Source organism: Mesorhizobium sp. B2-4-14 (genome assembly GCF_006442155.1).
Taxonomy (GTDB): Bacteria; Pseudomonadota; Alphaproteobacteria; order Rhizobiales; family Rhizobiaceae; genus Mesorhizobium.
Genome location: NZ_VFVA01000062.1, coordinates 1 through 18,356 on the forward strand (window position 1 = coordinate 1; position 18,356 = coordinate 18,356).

The following is an 18,356-nucleotide window of genomic DNA, read 5'->3' on the forward strand; positions in this document are numbered from 1 at the left end:
GACACCAATTTACAAAGCTCAATCAACGCGCAAAACAAAACCCCGCCGAAAATCGACGGGGTTCGTCAGCAGTCTGACGGCGCCGCGAGGCGCCGTTTTTGGCTTGATATCGCCCAGGTCTCTGGCCTGGTCCACCAGCTTGGTCCTGAAGATGCCTGCGACCGCGCTGGGCGAAGCCCTCAGTTCTTGGCCTTGTCGACCAGCTTGTTCTTCGAGATCCATGGCATCATGGCCCGCAGCTTGGCGCCGACTTCCTCGATCTGGTGGCTGTCGTTCATGCGGCGGATGCCCTTGAAGCGCGACAGGCCGGCGCGGTATTCCTGCATCCACTCCGAGGTGAACTTGCCGGTCTGGATGTCCTTCAGCACGCGCTTCATCTCGGCCTTGGTCTCGGCGGTGATGATGCGCGGACCCGAGACATACTCGCCCCATTCGGCGGTGTTCGAGATCGAGTAGTTCATGTTGGCGATGCCGCCTTCATAGATCAGGTCGACGATCAGCTTGACCTCGTGCAGGCACTCGAAATAGGCCATTTCCGGAGCGTAGCCGGCTTCCACCAGGGTCTCGAAGCCGGCGCGGATCAGTTCGACCAGGCCGCCGCACAGCACGACCTGCTCGCCGAACAGATCGGTTTCGCATTCTTCGCGGAAATTGGTCTCGATGATGCCCGAACGGCCGCCGCCGACGCCGCAGGCGTAGGACAGAGCCAGGTCGAGCGCATTGCCCGACGCATCCTGGTTGACGGCGACCAGGCACGGCACGCCGCCGCCCTTCTGGTATTCGCCGCGCACCGTGTGGCCCGGGCCCTTCGGCGCGATCATCACGACATCGACGGTCGACTTCGGCTCGATCAGGCCGAAATGCACGTTGAGGCCGTGTGCGAAGGCGATCGCCGCGCCATCGCGAATGTTCGGCGCGATCTCGTTCTTGTAGATGTCGGCCTGCAGTTCGTCAGGCGTCGCCATCATCATCAGATCGGCCCATTTGGCGGCATCGGCCACGCTCATCACCTTGAGCCCGTCGGCCTCGACCTTCTTGGCGGTCGCCGAGCCGGCCTTGAGGCCGATGGCGATTTCCTTGGCGCCGGAATCCTTCAGGTTGAGCGCATGCGCCCTGCCCTGGCTGCCATAGCCGATGATGGCGACCTTCTTGCCCTTGATCAGGTTCAGATCGGCATCACGATCGTAATAAACGCGCATTTTTACTTCCTTCCCGTTTTCTAAGGTCAAAGGCCCCGTGGCCCGGTTTTTGCTCCGAAAAGAGCGAGAAACTGCAGCGTCGCCCGGGCGGCGTCGCCGCCGATCGCCGCCTCAGTCAATTCCAGCCGGCCGCCGAGCAGCAGACGGATCTGCACGTCCCGGCCTACGAGCCCGAAAAAGGTACGGAACGCCGTCTCGGCATCCGCGAACTCCAGGAGCCCGGCCTTGCGCCCGGCTTCAAGCACCGGCTTCAGCCGTCTCGCCAGCGCGAAACGGCCATTCTCCAGCACGACGGCGCCAAGATCGTCCTTCCCCGATCCGGCATGACTGACCGCCACACGGTTCAGTGCGATCGAGGTATCGCTGGAAATGACACTGAGCCAGTCAGACGCGAAGCGCTCGAGGCTCGCCGTCAGCGAGGCAAGATCCAGCCCCTTGCCGTCGACCGAAGCAACACGCACCTTCGAGGCCTGCCACTGCACCGTCGCCGTCAGCAACCCGTCGCGGCCGCCAAACCATTTGTAAAGCGTCTCCTTCGAACAGCTTGCCCGCCGCGCCACCGCTGTCATGGTCAGCTTGTCGCCCTCCTCGACCAACAGCCGCAATGCCGCGTCCAGAACGGCCTTCTGCCGCTCCGTCAGCGCCTGGCTGTTGTCGATGTCGGCGTTTGCCAGCAACACAGTCTTTCCTCGGGCAGGCGGGCTGGCCAGCAGGCCAACCGTACCGTACGTTACGGTTCGGCATTGCTATGGCGTATTGCACCGGACCTTGCAAGCCCTATTTCTATCCGGACGGTTTTCGCTGTCGGCCACCCCTGGGGCGAAGAAATGCTGATCGGGTTGCTTGCCTTGACCATAGCCGCCGTTTTCGCCGGCGCCGCGATCTATGTCAGCGTCGCCGAACAGCCGGCGCGGCTTCGCCTTGATGACGAGGCGCTGCTGCGGGAATGGCAACCTTCCTACAAGCGCGGCGCAGCGATGCAGGCGTCGATCGCCATCGTCGCCTGCATCCTTGGTCTGGTCGCCTGGTGGCGGACTGGCGGGCACGCTTTCCTGGCTGGCGCGATATTGATCATCCTGCCATGGCCATGGACCTTGATCGCGATGATGCCAACCAACAGGGTGTTGGAAGCGATGGACGTCGCCGCCGACAATCCGCAGGCCAGGCCGCTGATCGTCAAATGGGGCAATCTGCACCTCGTTCGCTTGGCACTCGGCGTGCTGGCGACGCTGGCCTTTGTCTGGGGCAGTGGTCTAGGCTGACGTCGAGCATCATCCAACGAAACGGTCAGGCCACTGCGCTTCGGCAAGCCCAGCCCGCCTGAATGGATCGATCGCCGTGCCGGCGACCATCGAGGCGAGGAACCGCGGAACCGGCGGGATCTTCGCGATGGTCGCCACCAGCCGGTCGCGGATGAAAGGGCAGCGCCACGTTGGCCCTTGCCCGGGTTGGGGCTCGTCGAATGCGCGGCATCGCCGATGACAGCCTACCTCCGGCCGACGGGAAGCTTCATCGTGCGCCAACTGGCGGCACAATCCCTCATGAAGGCAGCTAAGGCAAGCTGGCGCTTTGACGCTCACATCAGGCGCAAGCCGGGCTCAGGCCTGGGCGGCATCAAATCCCTTGCGCGCCTCGCGCACTGCATCGTGGTTGAGCTCGGCCCACTGGAGCAGCTGATGCAGGGCGCCGAACATCGACCGGCCCAGATCGGTGAGGCTGTATTCGACGCTCGGCGGCTTGGTCGGGAACACTTCGCGATGCACATAGCCGTCGCGCTGCAGATCATAGAGTGTCTGGGTGAGCATGCGCTGCGATATATCAGGCACCAGCCGCCGCAGTTCGCCGAAGCGATAGGGTTGTTCGGCGAGCGCTGCCATCAGCAGCGAACTCCATTTGCCGCTAAGACCCTGGATCACGTCTCGGACCGGGCAGTCGGATAGATCGCCTCCGCCGGTGATCGCTTTGTAGATGTCCAGTTTCGATTTCAGGCTGACGATCCGGCTGTCCATGGCTGGTTCCCTGCATGTGCTTACCTCCCGAAAAACTGCCTTCTTTACGGCGACGGGTCAATTCCTATTTTAGCGCTGGTCTCTTTTAGAGACCAGTAGAAGACCAAAGAGCATCCCGCCGCTTCGGCACAAAATCAGGATCCTTCCATGCCCGAAACCCTTCTCGTCACCGGCGCGTCCGGCCAGCTTGGCTGCAGCGTCGTCAACCACCTGCTGGACACCTTCAAAGTGCCGGCATCCCGGATCATCGCCACCACCCGCACGCCGGCGAGCCTTGCAGATCTCGCCGCGCGCGGCGTCACCGTGCGGGCAGCCGATTTCGACGATCAGGCATCCCTCCCAACGGCCTTCGCGGGCGCCGACCGCGCGCTGATCATCTCGACCAACGAATTGGCTATCCAGGGAAAGCGGCGCGCGCAGCAGGTCACAGCGGTCGCGGCAGCGAGGCAGGCCGGCGTCAAGCACCTGCTTTACACCTCCTTGCCCAACACCGAGCCCGGTTCGCCCGTGCTCTTCGCGCCCGACCACTACGGCACGGAACAGGCCATCAAGGCGACCGGCATCGCCTACACGATCTTCCGCAACGGCTGGTACGCCGAGAACCTGTTTATGGCCCTGCCACAGATCCTGGCGTCCGGACATTGGTATACCTCGGCCGGCGACGGCCGTATTTCCTATTGCGCACGCGACGACATGGCGACCGCCATCGCCGCCGGGCTCGCCTCCGGCAACGGTGAGAACAAGACCTACACACTGACCGGCCCCCAGGCCTACACTGTCGCCGAGGTCGCGACGCTTGTCAGCGACGTCACCGGCAAGTCGATCGAGGTTGTGCAACTGTCCGACGAGGCCTTGACCGAGGGAATGAAGGCGGCAGGCTTGCCGGACCCGATTGCCCGGCTTCTCGTCTCCTTCGATGCCGCCACCCGCGCCGGCGATCTCGGCATGGTCACGGATTCGGTCGAAACGCTGTCCGGCCGCAAGTCGACGTCGCTGAAGCAGTTCCTGAAGGCCAACGAGTCCGTGCTGGCGGGCTATAGCAATTCCAGGAAAATTGCGTAGCGGTTCCCCGTTCGGGGTTGCGTAAAAAAAGGAGTTAGAGCGGGTCGACGATTCTATCGAACGCTGAACGCTCCAAGTCGGCCCGGCGGGAATCGGATTAGATTCCCGCCGCGCTATTTCGATGTCTTGAGCAGGCCAAGCCGGATCAGGCTTTCGCCGGTCGCCGCCAGCGCGTCTTCCCGAGACCGCGGCACCCAGCCGAGCATGCTGACCGCCTTGGCGTTGGTGGCATTCTTGACCTTGCCCAATTCCGTCACGAGCTGCGCGACTTCCGGGTTGAACAATCCGACCACCCGCACCAGCCAATCGGGAAGCTGCCTTGTCGAGACGCGCGCCGCCGCACCGCCGAGCCGCGTTTTCAAGGTCCGCGCCATTTCCCGCACCGTCATGAAATCGCCGGCGACGGCGAGAAACCGCTGCCCCTTGGCAACGGGATTGGTCATGGCACGCACATGCAGCTCCGCCACGTCGCGTGCGTCGACAACGCCGAAGGACAGGCGCGGCAGCCCCGGCATGGCGCCATTCATCATGCGCTGGACAAATTCGGTGGAGGTCGAATGGTCCGATCCCAGAACCGGCCCGAAGATTCCGACAGGATTGACGACCGCAAGCTCCAGCCTGCCGCCCTCGGCGGCGATGAAATCCCAAGCCGCGCGCTCGGCCAGCGTCTTCGATTTCACATAAGCGCTGACCTTGCCCGTCGGATCGGTCCAACTCTCCTCGGCGAACGGCCGCCCGTCGGGCGGCATCTTGCCATAGCCAATGGCCGCGAAGGATGAGGTCAGCACGACGCGTTTGACGCCGGCGTCCCGTGCCGCCCGCAATACCCGCAATGCACCCTCACGCGCCGGAACGATCAGCTCATCCTCATGCTTGGGCACGCCGGGCGGAAATGGCGAAGCGACATGAAGCACATAGACGCAGCCGGTCACCGCTTGCAGCCAGCCAGTGTCACTCATGAGGTCGGCGACGGCAAAGGACAGCCTGTCGGCCGGTTCGGCGCCGCCAACCTTGATCATGGCCAGGACATCGGCTTCACGCTTGGCGGAGCGCACTGTCGTGCGCACGCGGTAGCCCGCCTTCAGCAATTCGAGGATGCAGTGGGCGCCTAGGAAACCAGATCCGCCGGTGACAAGCACCAGTTCGCCGCTCATGCCCGCCTCCGCATCTGTTCATGTCAAGAGCAATTCCAGGAAAAAGTGCGTGCGGTTTTCCGTTCGGAATTGCCTAAACCCAGAAATCAAAGTGGTTCAGGCCCCTGAACCACGCTTGATGATCGAGCTCGTCAGATCGCCACCTGCGTTCCGATCTCTACCACACGTCCGGTCGGAATCTGGAAATATTCGGTCGCGTCGGCCGCCGTGCGCGCCAGGCCGATGAACAGCCGGTCCTGCCACACCGGCATGCCGGAATTGGGCGAGGCTTTCAGCGAACGCCGCGACAGGAAGAAGGATGTCGTCATGATGTCGAACTTCCAGCCCTGCTTGCGGCAGATGGCCAGCGCGCGCGGAATGTTGGGCTGTTCCATGTAGCCGAAGGTCAGCGTCACCCGCATGAACAGCTCGTTGACCGTCTCCATCTTGACCCGCTCGCTGTCGGGCACCACCGGCTGCGGCGCCGTCACCACCGAAAGGATGACGTTCTGCTCGTGCAGCACCTTATAGTGCTTCAGGCTGTGCATCAGCGCGGTTGGCGCGCTGAGCGGATCGCTGGTCAGGAACACGGCGGTGCCGGAAACCAGATGCGGCTTCTTTTTCAACAGATTGCCGGCGAGGAAATCGAGCGGGATCTCGTTGCGACGCGTCTTGTCGAAGAGGTAGCGGCTGCCGCGCACCCAGGTCCACATTCCCAGCACGATCGCGAAGGCCACGACCAGCGAGGCCCAGCCGCCTTCGAACACCTTGACGATGTTGGAGGCAAAAAAACCGACGTCGATCAGCGCAAAGAGCGCCGTCAATCCAATCGCCGGCCACAGGTTCCATTTCCAGATTCGCGTCATGATGACGAACAGCAGCGTCGTCGTCACCAGCATGTTGCCGGTAACCGATATGCCGTAGGCCGACGCCAGCCTGCTGGACTCGCCGAACCCGACCACCAGCATCATCACCACCAGCGCCAGCAGAAGGTTGACGCGCGGCATGTAGATCTGGCCGGACTGCTTTTCCGACGTGTGCAGGATTTCCAGACGCGGCAGCATGTTGAGCTGCACCGCTTGCCTAGTCAGCGAGAAAGCGCCCGAAATCACCGCCTGGCTGGCAATCACCGTCGCAGCGGTCGCCAGCACGACCATTGGGATCAGTGCCCAACCCTCGTTCATTTCGAAGAACGGATGGCCGACGATGCCGCCATTGGCCAGCACGAAAGCTCCCTGTCCGGCATAATTGAGCAGCAGGCAAGGAAACACGATCCACAGCCAGGCGAGCACGATCGGCTTGCGGCCGAAATGGCCGAGATCGGCGTAAAGCGCTTCGGCGCCGGTGACAGCCAGGAAAACAGCGCCGATCGTCACGAAGGAAACGTCGGGCGAATGGATCAGGAAGGCGACGATATGATGAGGGCTGATCGCCCAGAGGATTTCCGGGTCGGCGACGATGTGGTTGACGCCGGAAAGGCCGATGGCAAGGAACCACACAGCGGTCACCGGGCCGAAGACCAGCCCGACGCCGCCGGTGCCGAAACGCTGTACCGCGAACACTGCGGCAAGGATTACCAGTGTAAGCGGCACGACATAGGGCTGGAACGCGGGCGTGACGACATTCATGCCTTCGACCGCCGACAGCACCGAAATCGCCGGCGTGATGACGGCGTCGCCGAAAAACAATGAGGCGCCGACGATGCCGATGCCGAGAATGACAGCCGAGCGTTTTGGGAAACTGCCGCGCGCCAGCGCCATCAGCGACAGCACCCCGCCCTCGCCGCGGTTATCCGCTCTCAGCACGAACATGATGTATTTTATTGTTACCGTGATCGTCAGCGACCAGATGATCAGCGACAGCACGCCGAGAATATCGGCACGATTGGCAACATTGCCACCGGACGAGGCATGCAGGGCTTCGCGGAAGGCATAGATCGGGCTGGTGCCGATATCGCCATAGACGACGCCGAGCGCGCCCAGCATCAACACCTTGGTGCTGTGCTGTTCGATTTCGGGATGGCTCGACTGTTCGACGGGTTCTGCCTCACTACCAGGGTTGGCAAGGGCCATGGACGACACTCCGATAAGCGCGCGGTGCTCTACGCTTGCTGCAATGCAATATCAAGTGCCGCTGCGTGATGGCTCCCATGCCGGAAGCGCTGGGCTGCTCGGCAACGGCCGGGCACCCGACATGCGCGGACCAAAACCACCGACGCTACGTGGCTGTCGCCAGCAGGATTTGCCGCATAGGCCTTAAATAGCCACTTGCGTGCCGATTTCCACGACGCGGCCCGTCGGAATCTGGAAATATTCGGTCGCGTCGGCCGCCGTGCGCGCCAGGCCGATGAACAGCCGGTCCTGCCACACCGGCATGCCGGAATTGGGCGAGGCTTTCAGCGAACGCCGCGACAGGAAGAAGGATGTCGTCATGATGTCGAACTTCCAGCCCTGCTTGCGGCAGATGGCCAGCGCGCGCGGAATGTTGGGCTGTTCCATGTAGCCGAAGATCAGTGTCACCCGCATGAACAGCTCGTTGACCGTCTCCATCTTGACCCGCTCGCTGTCGGGCACCACCGGCTGCGGCGCCGTCACCACCGAAAGGATGACGTTCTGCTCGTGCAGCACCTTATAGTGCTTCAGGCTGTGCATCAGCGCGGTTGGCGCGCTGAGCGGATCGCTGGTCAGGAACACGGCGGTGCCGGAAACCAGCTGCGGCTTCTTTTTCAACAGATTGCCGGCGAGGAAATCGAGCGGGATCTCGTTGCGACGCGTCTTGTCGAAGAGATAACGGCTGCCGCGTATCCACGTCCACATGATCAGCCCCATGAGGCAGGCAACGGTGATCGAAACCCAGCCGCCTTCGAGGATCTTGACGACATTGGCCAGTAAGAAGCCGCTGTCGATGACGCCGAACAGCAAAGTCAGCGCCAAAGCGAGCGCCAGCTTCCATTTCCACATCTTGCGCATCACCACGAACAGCAGGATCGTCGTCATCAGCATTTCGCCGGTCACCGAGATGCCGTAGGCGGAGGCCAGCGAGCTCGAACTGCCGAAGCCGACCACCAGCAGCATCACCCCCAACGCGATGAGCAGGTTGACGCGGGGCATATAAATCTGCCCAAGCTGCATTTCGGACGTATGCTGCACCTCGATGCGCGGCAGAAGGTTGAGCTGCACCGCCTGGCGGGTCAGCGAAAAGGCACCCGAAATGACCGCCTGACTGGCAATGACCGTCGCGGCCGTGGCCAGCCCCACCATCGGCATCAGTGCCCAGTCAGGCAGCATCTGGAAGAATGGATTGGTCGGTTTACCGTTATTGGCGAGCACAAACGCGCCCTGCCCGAAATAGTTGAGCAGCAGGCAGGGGAACACCACGGAAAACCATGCCAGCACGATCGGCTTGCGTCCAAAATGGCCGAGATCGACATAGAGCGCCTCGGCCCCGGTCACCGCCAGGAACACCGCGCCGACAGTGACGAAGGCAGCTGTGGGTGTGCTGACGAGATAAGCAACCGCGTAATAGGGATTGATGGCCAGGAGGATCGATGGATCATCCATCAGGTGATAGAGCCCCGCAACGCCGATGGCCAGGAACCACAACGCCGTCACCGGCCCGAACACCGCCGCCACCTTTCCGGTGCCGAAGCGTTGCACGGAGAACAGGACGGCCAGGATGAGAAGCGTGATCGGCACGACATAGGCATCCAATGTCGGAGTCACCACTTCGAGGCCTTCGACCGCGGACAGCACCGAGATGGCTGGCGTTATGATCGAATCACCGAAGAACAGCGCCGCCCCGCAAAGGCCGATAGCGAGGATCAGTCGCGCGCCTTTGGGATAGGCGCTGCGCGCCAAGGACATCAGCGAGAGCGTGCCGCCTTCGCCCTTGTTATCGGCACGAAGCACGAAGGCGACATATTTTATGGTCACGATGATCGTCAGCGCCCAGACGATCAGCGACAGCACGCCAAGCACGTGAACCCGTGTATCGATGCCTGGCGAAGCATGGAGCGCCTCGCGGAAGGCGTAAATCGGGCTCGTGCCGATATCGCCATAGACGACGCCGAGCGCGCCCAGCATCAGAACCTTGGTGCTGTGCTGCTCAACCCCGGAATGACTCGATTGCTCGACGGGTTCAGCCTCGCTACCGCGATTGGCAAGGTCCATCGACCACTCCCTGACAAGCTCGGGGCGCTTCATGCATGCTGCGATACGATATCAATTGCACGCCATGGCCGCCAATATCCGCAAAGCGAAGCTACCCCTACCACCCGCAGGCCTTCAGGAACCGACCCACCGTACCGGCCATGCCATACTCCAACGCGTCGGCTGTCAACCCATGTCCTATCGACACTTCGGCCAATGCCGGTATGCGTCGGACAAGGTCAGGCAGATTGCCTACCGTCAGGTCGTGCCCGGCATTAACCTGAAGGCCGGCGGCAAATGCCGTGTCGGCTGTTTTCCCCAATCTTTCCAGCTCCTTGGCCGCCTTTGCGGAATCGGAATGGTAACTGCCATAGGGACCGGTATAGAGTTCGATCCGGTCGGCACCCGTATCACGCGCGGCCGCAATGCCGGCGGGATCGGCATCGGAAAACAGCGACACCCTGAAACCGCCCTTCTTCAGACGCTTGACGATCGGTGACAGGAACGCGGCGTCGGCGACGAAGTTCCAGCCATGGTCGGAGGTTGCCTGCGCCGGATCGTCGGGAACCAGCGTCACCTGCTCGGGTTGGTGCATTTCCACAAGCGCCAGGAAATCCTCGGTTGGATGGCCCTCGATGTTGAATTCCGCCTTGGGGAACTCATCGTCGATCAGTGCCCTGATCTTGGGCAGGTCGGAACGCCGCGTGTGACGCTCGTCGGGACGCGGATGGACGGTCAGCCCATGGGCTCCAGCCGCGAGCGCGATGCGGCCAAGCCCGATCATATCAGGCCATGGCAGGTCGCGCCGGTTGCGCAGCATGGCGATGGCGTTGAGGTTGACAGAAAGCTTGGCGGGCATGGTTTGGCGTCCGTGAAACAGGCGATCGAGGCGCGCCACGCTCATTCGTTCCGGCACGGCGCATTGAGACGGCGCATCTATAGCGTCTTTGACGGGAACAGATAGGGCCTTTCCGGTGTTCCAGAAGACCAAATACTCCACGAAACGGAGGCACCACCTTGAATTTCCTCCAATCCGTGCCGGCGATCCGCCGCATCGAGACCAGCCGCGACGACCTCTTTGCCATCGATGTGGTCGGCCATGTCTCGGCCGCCGATGCCGAGAACCTGTTCGGCCTGCTGGAGGCGGCCTATTTGCTCCATCCGCGGATCGACGTGGCCGTGCGCATAGTCGATCACGAGGGCGTCGATTGGGCCGATATCTCCGATGAGACCATCAAGAAGGGTGCCGTCCACGCATTGGAACATATTGGCCGTTGCGCTGCGATCGGCGCCCCTGACTGGACGCCGAACGCACGACACGCCTTGCCTGCTTCATCGCCCGTCGAATTCAAGCACTTCGAGCTCGAGGACGAAGCCGCTGCCTGGGAGTGGCTCGGGGCGCGGCCGACGAGTGAGGCGGCGACCGCCGCTCCAGAAAGAGGATGAAACGGTTCTCCCGGCTACCCGCCAACCCCCTCTACCTGACAATGGTCAGCCGTTCGGCGGCCCGTGTAATCGCCGTATAAAGCCAGCGCTGGCGCGTTTCCTTGAAGGCCCAGCTTTCGTCGAACAGCACGATCTCGTTCCACTGCGAGCCCTGCGCCTTGTGCACCGTCAGCGCATAACCATAGTCGAAATCGTCGAAGCGCTTCTTCTGCTGCCAGGGGATGTCGGCGTCCGGATCCTCGAACGCCGCCTTGAGCAGCTTGATCTTGGCGACGCCGCGGTCCGGATCGTCCTCTTCCGGCGACACCAGAAGATTGATGCCGGGCTTCACCGTCTCGCGCGATGAAGTCATCACTTTCCAAAGCGACCCGTTGAGCAGCCCCTTGGCGGGATCGTTGCGCAGGCACACCAGCTTGTCGCCAGCCTGCGGATAATCGGCGTTGAACCCCTTGAGTTCACGCAGACGCTGGTTGTAGCGGCGGCGCGTCCGGTTGGTGCCGACCAGCACCTGGTCGGCCTTCAGCACCAGTTCCTGGTTGACGTCTTCCTTGCCGATCACCTGCGCCGTGCCATAGTCGCCGCGCATGAATTCGCGCCCCTCGCGCACGTCGAGCGCCAGCCGCAGGATCGGATTGTCGCGCGCCTGCCGGTGGATTTCGGTGAGCAGGAAGTCCGGCTCGTGATCGGTGAAGAAGCCGCCGCCCGAGATCGGCGGCAACTGGCCCGGGTCACCCAGCACCAGGATAGGCGTGCCGAAACTCATCAGGTCACGGCCAAGCTGCTCATCGACCATCGAGCACTCGTCGATGATGACCAGCTTGGCGCGCGAGATCGGACTTTGCCGGTTGAGCGAAAAGGTCGGTGACATCGAGGTCTTGCCAGTGACTTCGTCCTCGACCGACTCCTCGCCCTTGGGCCTGTAGATCAGCGAATGGATGGTGCGGGCGTTGACCGCTCCCTTGGAACGCAGCACCTGCGCGGCCTTGCCGGTGAAGGCGGCGAACTGCACCTGTCCGTCGACATGTTCGGCAAAATAGCGCGCCAGCGTCGTCTTGCCGGTGCCGGCGTAGCCGAACAGCCGGAACAGCTGCGGCTGGCCGGCCTTGAGCCAGCGGGCGACCGCTTGCAGCGCCTCATCCTGTTGCGGTGAAAATTCCATCGGATCGTGTGACCGGATTCGCGAGGCAAGACAAGATAGCCGCCACACCATCGCTATTATCGGCGGCGAGCTCCCCATGGCCAGCCTATCAGCCACAATTGAGAACGTAAAGGGAACACGCTCCGCGTGATCACCTGGAAGCGTGCGGATCGTTCTCCAGCAAGATCGGCTTGCCGTGCGGCGTGGCATGCGCGGCGCGTTCCCAGGCTGCCGCCATCGCATCGACATCGGGCTTGGCGGCCAGTCCCTTGGACGCAAGCAGGCTTTCCAGCGCCGCCAGCCAATGCTCGTAATAGTCATGGCCGTCCGCCGCCGCGCCCGGCTTCTTCACCTCGGCCGACAGCGCCTGTGCCCACTCGCCCCACGAAAACAGGCCCTTGTCGTGCAGCGCCACCGTCATGGCGAAGGCCTCGGCCTGCCAGGGTTCGGCGAAAACGGGCGCGTCGAAACCGGCGGGCAGATCGTTGGCCGGCATGGTCGCCTCAGGCCGGCTCAAGATAGCTCTCCCAGGCGTCGATGGAGACAGTCAGGGTCGGGTCGGCGCCCTCGCCCCAGATCTCCCCACCTTCGAAAACCACCGTATAGACCCATTGCGGATTCTCGCCCTGCCCATGCGCGTTGGTGTCGGGGAAGACGAAGCCGTCATGCACCGCCTCCACGAAGCCCTGTTTGTCACGCGCATAGCGCGGCAGCCTGGTGTGGCCGGCCGGATTGAAATTCTTCGTCCGCACGACATCGCCGGCCTTGAAGCGCGGCGCTACCGCGACGGCGCGGTTGCAAGGCCCGCCCTTGGCCAGCACGGCAGGCACATCGGCTGCCTTCAGCACCTTTTTCGGGGTTGCCGCCGCATCGAGCGCCTCGCCCGCCCCGAGGTCGCGGTCACTGATGAACCCATGTCGCTTGAGCAGGGTCTCCAGCGCCTTGATCCAGATCTGATAGTAGCTTGAAGCATAATAATCGGCCGGGTGCAGCGATTCCCGCGCGTGCCGGCTCTCGTCGATGTTCCACGCGCCCATGGCGCCGGCGCAGAGCGTCACGCCGAGCGCCCGCCTTTCCCAATCGGCATGGAAATACGGCTCATCCTTTTCGGGCGCCACCGGCCCGAACCCCATTTGTCCGCCGAGATCCTGCGGCCCGTTCATGCGGGCTCCCTCGCCTGCGCCGTGCCGATCATCGCATCCCGGCTGACCAGCTCGGCCAGCTGTTTCTCGCTCCAGCCTTCGGTGCCGTCCGGCCGCATCGGCACCACGAGATAGCGCAGCTCCGCGGTCGAATCCCAGACGCGTATCTTTGTTGCGGATGGCAACGTCAGCCCGAATTCCTCGAGCATGCCGCGCGGATCGATCACCGCGCGCGACCGATAGGGCGGCGCCTTGTACCAGACCGGCGGCAGGCCGAGCACCGACCATGGATAGCAGGAGCACAGCGTGCAGACGACGAGGTTGTGGGTGTCCTCCGTATTGAAGACAGCCTGCATGTGTTCGCCTTGCCGCCCGGTGTAGGAGAGCGATGCGATCGCCGCGGTTGCGTCGCTTTTCAGCCAGGCGGCGAACTCAGGGTCGGTCCAGGCCCTGGCCACCACCCTGGCGCCGTTGCGCGGACCGATCTTGGTCTCGTAGGTGTCGACGATGACGTCGATCGCGGCGGGGTCGATCAGACCCTTGCGGGTCAGGATGGTTTCCAGCGCCCGAACCCGGGCAGCAAACGGATCGAGTTCGTTGTCGTGGTCATGATCATGGGACATGGCGACAAATTACGGCTCCGGTCCGCCGGCCGCAAGCAAGACGGCTTGGGCCAGCGAGGACGAAGCGAACTCTCTATTCCGCGGCCGCCTTTTGCGGCTCGCCTTGCGTCTCGTCGTCGGCGTCGAACAGCGAGGGCTGATCCCCTGATTCGACCAGGCGCAACTCGGCCTTGCGCTTCGGCATGAGCCCGAGCAGCCAGCCCGAGAAATTTTCCATGTAGACGTAGATCACGGGTGTCACGAACAGCGTCAGCGCCTGCGAAGCAAGCAGGCCGCCGACAACGGCAACGCCCAGCGGCTGGCGCAATTCGGCGCTGGCGCCGGTGCCAAGCGCGATCGGGAACGTGCCCATAAGTGCTGCCAGCGTCGTCATCATGATCGGCCTGAAACGCATAAGGCAGGCCTTGTGGATGGAATCCCTGGCTGACATGCCTTCACGTCGGAGCTCCAGCGCCACGTCGACCATCATGATGCCGTTCTTCTTGACGATGCCGATCAGCATCAGGATGCCGATCACCGCGATGACTGACAGGTCCATGCCGGCGAAGCGCAACGCAACGAGCGCTCCCAGCACCGCTGATGGCAGGCCGGTGAGAATGGTGAGCGGGTGGATGAAGCTCTCGTACAGAATGCCGAGCACGATGTAGATGGTCAGGATCGCGCCGCCGATCAGCAGGCCCTGGTTGGCAAGCGAATCCTGGAAGGTCTTGGCCGTGCCGGCAAAGGTGGTCGAGATCGCCGTCGGCATGCCGATCTGCTCTTTGAGCGCGTTGATGCGCGTCACGCTGTCGCCGAGCGCCACGCCTTGCGGCAGGTTGTAGGAAATCGTCACGGCCGGAAGCTGGCCGAGCTGGTTGACCGTCAAGGCACCGGCCGTGCGGTCCACCCGGGCGAAGGCGCCAAGCGGCACCAGAGAGCCGCTCGCCGTCCTCATCTGGATGGCGAGCATGCGCTCGGGCGACCATTCGATCTTGGGATCGAGCTCGGTGATGACTTCGTAGCTGTCGGCCGAGCCGAAGATCGTCGAAACCTGGTCGGTGCCGAACCCGCCATAGAGGGCGGAGCGCAGCGTGTCGGTATCGATGCCGAGCTGGGCGGCCTTGTCGCGATCCACCACCAGCGACGCCTGCAGCGCATTGTTCTGCAGATCGCTGGTGACGTCGGTGAAGGTCGTGTGGTCGGCGGCCATCGCATCGTTCAGTTTCTGCGCCCAGATATCGGTCTGGCCGGTATCGAGGCCCTGAACCACGAGCTGATAGGCGCTGGCCGACGAGCGCGAACCGAGCCTCAGGTTCTGCACCGGCTGCATGTAGGTCTCGATGCCTGCCACGCCGGCCAGCTGCCTGCGCAAATCCGAAAGCACCTTTTCAATGTTCGGCCGCTGGTCCTTGCCCTTGAGCTGGACGAAAAGCTGCCCCTGGTTGAGCGCATTGTTGCCGCTGCCGGCCGACCACGCCACATGGTCGACATAGGGCGAATGCGAGAAGACGCTGGCCACCTGCCCTTGCAGCTTGGCCATGGCATCGAACGAGATGTCCTGGCGCGCGATGGTCGTCACCGATATCTGGCCGATGTCCTCCTGCGGGAAGAAGCCTTTCGGCGATATCTGGACCAGCCATACCGACGCCGCCGCGGTGCCGATGAAGATGAGGAATACCAGGAAGGTGTGCCGCAGGCAGAAGCTCAAGAGCCAGTCGTAGCTGCGTGTGACGAGATCGCGCCGGTGGCCAGCGCTGTGCGCCTCGCGATCGGCCTTGGTCACCGACAGCAACCGTGAGCACAGCATCGGCGTCAGCGTCAGCGACACGAACATCGACGCCAGGATGGCGACCGTCACCACGACGGCGAACTCGTTGAAGATGCGCCCGATCACGCCGCCCATGAGAAGCACGGGAATGAACACCGCCACCAGCGAGATCGAGATCGAGATGATGGTGAAGCCGATTTCGCGCGCACCCTTCAGCGAGGCGTCGAAGGCCGAAAGCCCATCCTCTTCCATGTGGCGGAAGATATTTTCCAGCATCACGATGGCATCGTCGACGACAAGGCCGACGGCGAGCGTCAGGCCCATCAGCGATATGTTGTCGATGGAAAAGCCGAACAGGAACATCGCGCCGAGCGTGGCGATCAGCGAGATCGGCACCGCCACGGCCGGGATGATGGTGGCCGTCACCCGGCGCAGGAACACGAAGATCACCATGACCACCAGCGCGATGGTCAACAGCAGTGTGAACTGGACGTCGTTGACGGCCTGGCGGATCGAGGTCGAACGGTCATTGAGCAATTTGATGTTGGCGGTGGCCGGCAGCTGGTCCTGGAAGGACGGCAACATCGCCTTGACCCTGTCGACGACGTCGACCGTGTTGGCGTCAGGCTGGCGCTGCACCGCCATGATGATCGCGCGGGTACCATCGTACCAGCTTGCCGTCGTCGTGGTCTGCACCGAATCGACGACGCGCGTCACCTCCCCCAGCCGCACCGGGTGACCGTTCTTGGTGGCGATGATGAGGTTGGAAAATCCCGCTGCGTTGGTCAGCTGCGTGTTTGCGGTGATGGTGAGCTGCTGCTTGTTGTTCTGCAGCACGCCGAGCGGCGTGTTGCTGTTGGCCGACGAGATCGCCGCCTGCAGCTGGTCGATCGAGATGCCGCGCGCGGCGAGCGCGGTCGGATCGATCTGGATGCGCACGGCATATTTCTGCTGGCCGAAGATCGAGACCTGCGCCACCCCGTCGATGGTCGACAGCGATGGTGAGATGACGTTTTCCGCGAAAGCGTCGAGATCGGTCAGCGGAACCGTGTCGCTGACCAGCGACATCAAGAGGATCGGCGCGTCGGCTGGATTGACCTTGCGATAGCTCGGCGGCGAGGTCATCTGCGGCGGCAATGATTTCTGCGTGCGCGCGATCGCCGCCTGAACGTCCGCCGCGGCCGCGTCGATGTTGCGGTTGAGCACGAACTGGATGGCGATCGAGGTCTGGCCGAGCGAGTTCGTGGTCGAAATGGAATCGATGCCGGCGATGGTCGCGAACTGCTTGATCAGCGGCGTCGCCACCGATGTCGCCATGGTTTCCGGTGAGGCGCCGGGCAACTGGGCCGAGACGTTGACCACCGGGAATTCGGCGCTGGGCAGCGCCGCCACAGGCAGGAACTTGTAGGCAAACAGTCCGCCCAGAATGAGGGCGAACGACATCAGAAGGGTGGCGACGGGCCTGCGGATGCAGAATTCGGAAATCATTGGGCCGCCTCGCCGGTCTTGCCGGCTTGCGCGACCTTGGCTGAGGCCTGGTCGCCGGACCCGGCCGCCGCCTTGCCTTCATGCACCGCGGCACCATTCTTCAATCGCGTCTGGCCTTCGACAACGACCTTCTCGCCGCTTTTCACACCATCGCTGATGGCGCTGCTCTGGCCAACGGTCAGCGCCACCTGCACCGGTCGCATCTCGACCGTGTTGTCCGGCTTGACCACATAGACGAACGGTCCCTTCTGGCTGGGCTGTACCGCGACGGTCGGAACGGATGTCATGTGCGGCATGATGCCGGCTTCCAGGACGACATTCACATATTGGCCGGGCCACAGTGAAAGATCGGCGTTTGGAATGCTGGCCCGCGTGGCGATCGTGCCAGACGCGGTATCGACGCTGGAATCGACGAAGTCGAGCGTGCCCTTGCCGATCGGCTTCGGGTCGTCGTCCTTGGTCAGGGTCACCGCCCCTTGCTGCGGATCAGCGAGCGCCTTGTGCAGCAGCGCCAGATTGCTTTCCGGCAGATTGAAGTTCACTTGCAGCGGGTCGATCTGGGTGATGGTGACGAGCGGGGTCGCCGTGCTGCTGTTGCCATTGCTGACGGTGACGAGATCGCCGACGGCGACGTTGACCGCGCCCAGCCTGCCGGCGATCGGCGCCGTGATCGTGGCATAGCTCAGTTGGACGGTATCGGCGTCGATCGTTGCCTTGTCGGCATCGATGGTTGCGGTCGCCGCTTTCTGCGCCGCCAGCGCCTGGTCATAGGTCTGCTGCGTGCCGGCCTGCTTGGCCACGAGATCCTTGGCGCGCGAGAGATCGGCCGTGGCGCTGGTCAGCATGGCCTGGTCCTTGGCGAGCGTCGCCTGGTCCTTGGCAAGTTGCGCCTTCAGCGCCCGGTCGTCGAGCGAAAACAGGACGTCGCCGGCCTTCACCATCTGCCCGTCCTTGACCTCGATCGACACGATCTGGCTGGAGACGCGCGCGTTTATGTTGACCACGGCGGGAGAGGAGACGAAGCCGATGGCATAACGCCGGATCGGGAAGTCAGCCGTCGTCGCGGTCGCAGAAACGATCGAGGCCGAGCGGGCGCCATTGCCGCCGGCCGCCTGTTTGTCCGTTGCCCCCTTGTCTGCTGCTGTCTTGTCCTGCTGCTTGCCGTGGGCCTTGGTCTTGGCGCGCTGCTGACGGCGTTTCCCGCACTGCACACCGCGCTGA

The 18,356-nt window shown here is 63.1% G+C and carries 16 protein-coding genes and 1 pseudogene; 3 read left to right on the forward strand and 14 right to left on the reverse strand.

Features of this window, described 5'->3' with window-relative positions:
* Window positions 1–179 precede the first annotated feature (179 nt).
* Together ilvC and FJ938_RS28425 are read right to left on the reverse strand one after the other, a co-directional pair.
* A complete protein-coding gene (gene ilvC, locus FJ938_RS28420) occupies window positions 180–1,199 on the reverse strand; it encodes a ketol-acid reductoisomerase (protein ID WP_010910140.1) in 1,020 nt (339 codons plus the stop codon).
* 26 nt (window positions 1,200–1,225) lie between these two features.
* Complete coding sequence (locus FJ938_RS28425) at window positions 1,226–1,879, reverse strand: TetR/AcrR family transcriptional regulator (protein WP_140699834.1); 654 nt, start codon at window positions 1,877–1,879, stop codon at window positions 1,226–1,228.
* 150 nt (window positions 1,880–2,029) lie between these two features.
* On the opposite strand from FJ938_RS28425, the gene FJ938_RS28430 reads away from it, so the two are divergent.
* A complete protein-coding gene (locus FJ938_RS28430) occupies window positions 2,030–2,461 on the forward strand; it encodes a DUF1772 domain-containing protein (protein WP_181169210.1) in 432 nt (143 codons plus the stop codon).
* Between the two features lie 9 nt (window positions 2,462–2,470).
* Here the strand turns inward: FJ938_RS28430 and FJ938_RS28435 are convergent.
* Together FJ938_RS28435 and FJ938_RS28440 are read right to left on the reverse strand one after the other, a co-directional pair.
* Window positions 2,471–2,715 (reverse strand): annotated as a pseudogene (locus FJ938_RS28435) (FAD-dependent monooxygenase); the annotation flags it as partial.
* Window positions 2,716–2,797: 82 nt separating this feature from the next.
* Complete coding sequence (locus tag FJ938_RS28440) at window positions 2,798–3,208, reverse strand: helix-turn-helix domain-containing protein (protein WP_140610442.1); 411 nt, start codon at window positions 3,206–3,208, stop codon at window positions 2,798–2,800.
* A 147-nt stretch (window positions 3,209–3,355) separates the two neighbouring features.
* On the opposite strand from FJ938_RS28440, the gene FJ938_RS28445 reads away from it, so the two are divergent.
* Window positions 3,356–4,270, forward strand: coding sequence for an SDR family oxidoreductase (locus FJ938_RS28445; RefSeq protein ID WP_140699840.1), 915 nt, complete (start codon window positions 3,356–3,358; stop codon window positions 4,268–4,270).
* Window positions 4,271–4,383: 113 nt separating this feature from the next.
* On the opposite strand, the gene FJ938_RS28450 is transcribed toward FJ938_RS28445, so the two are convergent.
* From FJ938_RS28450 to FJ938_RS28465, 4 genes are all read right to left on the reverse strand, one after another.
* Window positions 4,384–5,424: an aldehyde reductase gene (locus FJ938_RS28450; protein ID WP_140699843.1), complete on the reverse strand. Its 1,041-nt coding sequence runs from the start codon at window positions 5,422–5,424 to the stop codon at window positions 4,384–4,386.
* 131 nt (window positions 5,425–5,555) lie between these two features.
* Entirely contained in the window at window positions 5,556–7,475 is a 1,920-nt protein-coding gene (locus tag FJ938_RS28455) for a potassium transporter Kup (protein ID WP_140699846.1), read from the reverse strand.
* Window positions 7,476–7,658: 183 nt separating this feature from the next.
* The gene (locus FJ938_RS28460; protein WP_140699848.1) at window positions 7,659–9,572 is read right to left on the reverse strand and encodes a potassium transporter Kup; all 1,914 of its coding nucleotides are present in this window, start codon (window positions 9,570–9,572) and stop codon (window positions 7,659–7,661) included.
* A 97-nt stretch (window positions 9,573–9,669) separates the two neighbouring features.
* Window positions 9,670–10,410 carry a pyridoxine 5'-phosphate synthase gene (locus FJ938_RS28465; RefSeq protein ID WP_140699860.1) on the reverse strand — a complete coding sequence of 247 codons (741 nt, stop codon included), beginning with the start codon at window positions 10,408–10,410 and terminating at the stop codon, window positions 9,670–9,672.
* Between the two features lie 158 nt (window positions 10,411–10,568).
* Here FJ938_RS28465 and FJ938_RS28470 point away from each other — a divergent pair, with 158 nt between their 5' ends.
* Window positions 10,569–10,997: an STAS/SEC14 domain-containing protein gene (locus tag FJ938_RS28470; protein ID WP_140607853.1), complete on the forward strand. Its 429-nt coding sequence runs from the start codon at window positions 10,569–10,571 to the stop codon at window positions 10,995–10,997.
* A gap of 31 nt (window positions 10,998–11,028) precedes the next feature.
* Here FJ938_RS28470 and FJ938_RS28475 read toward each other — a convergent pair whose 3' ends face one another.
* The 6 genes from FJ938_RS28475 to FJ938_RS28500 all read right to left on the reverse strand — a co-directional run bounded on the left by FJ938_RS28475 (window position 11,029) and on the right by FJ938_RS28500 (window position 18,346).
* On the reverse strand, window positions 11,029–12,156 hold the full coding sequence (locus tag FJ938_RS28475) for an ATP-dependent RecD-like DNA helicase (protein WP_140607855.1): 1,128 nt from the start codon (window positions 12,154–12,156) through the stop codon (window positions 11,029–11,031).
* Between the two features lie 130 nt (window positions 12,157–12,286).
* The gene (locus tag FJ938_RS28480; RefSeq protein ID WP_246671442.1) at window positions 12,287–12,652 is read right to left on the reverse strand and encodes a nitrile hydratase accessory protein; all 366 of its coding nucleotides are present in this window, start codon (window positions 12,650–12,652) and stop codon (window positions 12,287–12,289) included.
* The gene (nthB, locus tag FJ938_RS28485) at window positions 12,639–13,298 is read right to left on the reverse strand and encodes a nitrile hydratase subunit beta (protein WP_140699851.1); all 660 of its coding nucleotides are present in this window, start codon (window positions 13,296–13,298) and stop codon (window positions 12,639–12,641) included. The genes FJ938_RS28480 and nthB overlap by 14 nt, the downstream gene beginning before the upstream one ends.
* Window positions 13,295–13,900 carry a nitrile hydratase subunit alpha gene (gene nthA, locus FJ938_RS28490; protein WP_140699854.1) on the reverse strand — a complete coding sequence of 202 codons (606 nt, stop codon included), beginning with the start codon at window positions 13,898–13,900 and terminating at the stop codon, window positions 13,295–13,297. Before nthA ends, nthB begins: the two co-directional genes overlap by 4 nt.
* A 73-nt stretch (window positions 13,901–13,973) precedes the next feature.
* Window positions 13,974–17,135, reverse strand: a complete 3,162-nt coding sequence (locus tag FJ938_RS28495; protein ID WP_140699857.1) for an efflux RND transporter permease subunit — start codon at window positions 17,133–17,135, stop codon at window positions 13,974–13,976.
* Window positions 17,132–18,346 carry an efflux RND transporter periplasmic adaptor subunit gene (locus FJ938_RS28500; protein ID WP_246673579.1) on the reverse strand — a complete coding sequence of 405 codons (1,215 nt, stop codon included), beginning with the start codon at window positions 18,344–18,346 and terminating at the stop codon, window positions 17,132–17,134. The genes FJ938_RS28495 and FJ938_RS28500 overlap by 4 nt, the downstream gene beginning before the upstream one ends.
* Between the last annotated feature and the right edge of the window lie 10 nt (window positions 18,347–18,356).

Excerpts from the sequence above, each read along its gene's own strand:
- FJ938_RS28475 (WP_140607855.1), bottom strand. The coding sequence starts at position 12,156 with ATGGAATTTTCACCGCAACAGGATGAGGCGCTGCAAGCGGTCGCCCGC.
- FJ938_RS28450 (WP_140699843.1), bottom strand. The coding sequence starts at position 5,424 with ATGAGCGGCGAACTGGTGCTTGTCACCGGCGGATCTGGTTTCCTAGGC.
- FJ938_RS28465 (WP_140699860.1), bottom strand. The coding sequence starts at position 10,410 with ATGCCCGCCAAGCTTTCTGTCAACCTCAACGCCATCGCCATGCTGCGC.
- ilvC (WP_010910140.1), bottom strand. The coding sequence starts at position 1,199 with ATGCGCGTTTATTACGATCGTGATGCCGATCTGAACCTGATCAAGGGC.
- FJ938_RS28460 (WP_140699848.1), bottom strand. The coding sequence starts at position 9,572 with ATGGACCTTGCCAATCGCGGTAGCGAGGCTGAACCCGTCGAGCAATCG.
- FJ938_RS28455 (WP_140699846.1), bottom strand. The coding sequence starts at position 7,475 with ATGGCCCTTGCCAACCCTGGTAGTGAGGCAGAACCCGTCGAACAGTCG.
- FJ938_RS28440 (WP_140610442.1), bottom strand. The coding sequence starts at position 3,208 with ATGGACAGCCGGATCGTCAGCCTGAAATCGAAACTGGACATCTACAAA.
- nthB (WP_140699851.1), bottom strand. The coding sequence starts at position 13,298 with ATGAACGGGCCGCAGGATCTCGGCGGACAAATGGGGTTCGGGCCGGTG.
- nthA (WP_140699854.1), bottom strand. The coding sequence starts at position 13,900 with ATGTCCCATGATCATGACCACGACAACGAACTCGATCCGTTTGCTGCC.
- FJ938_RS28445 (WP_140699840.1), top strand. The coding sequence starts at position 3,356 with ATGCCCGAAACCCTTCTCGTCACCGGCGCGTCCGGCCAGCTTGGCTGC.
- FJ938_RS28495 (WP_140699857.1), bottom strand. The coding sequence starts at position 17,135 with ATGATTTCCGAATTCTGCATCCGCAGGCCCGTCGCCACCCTTCTGATG.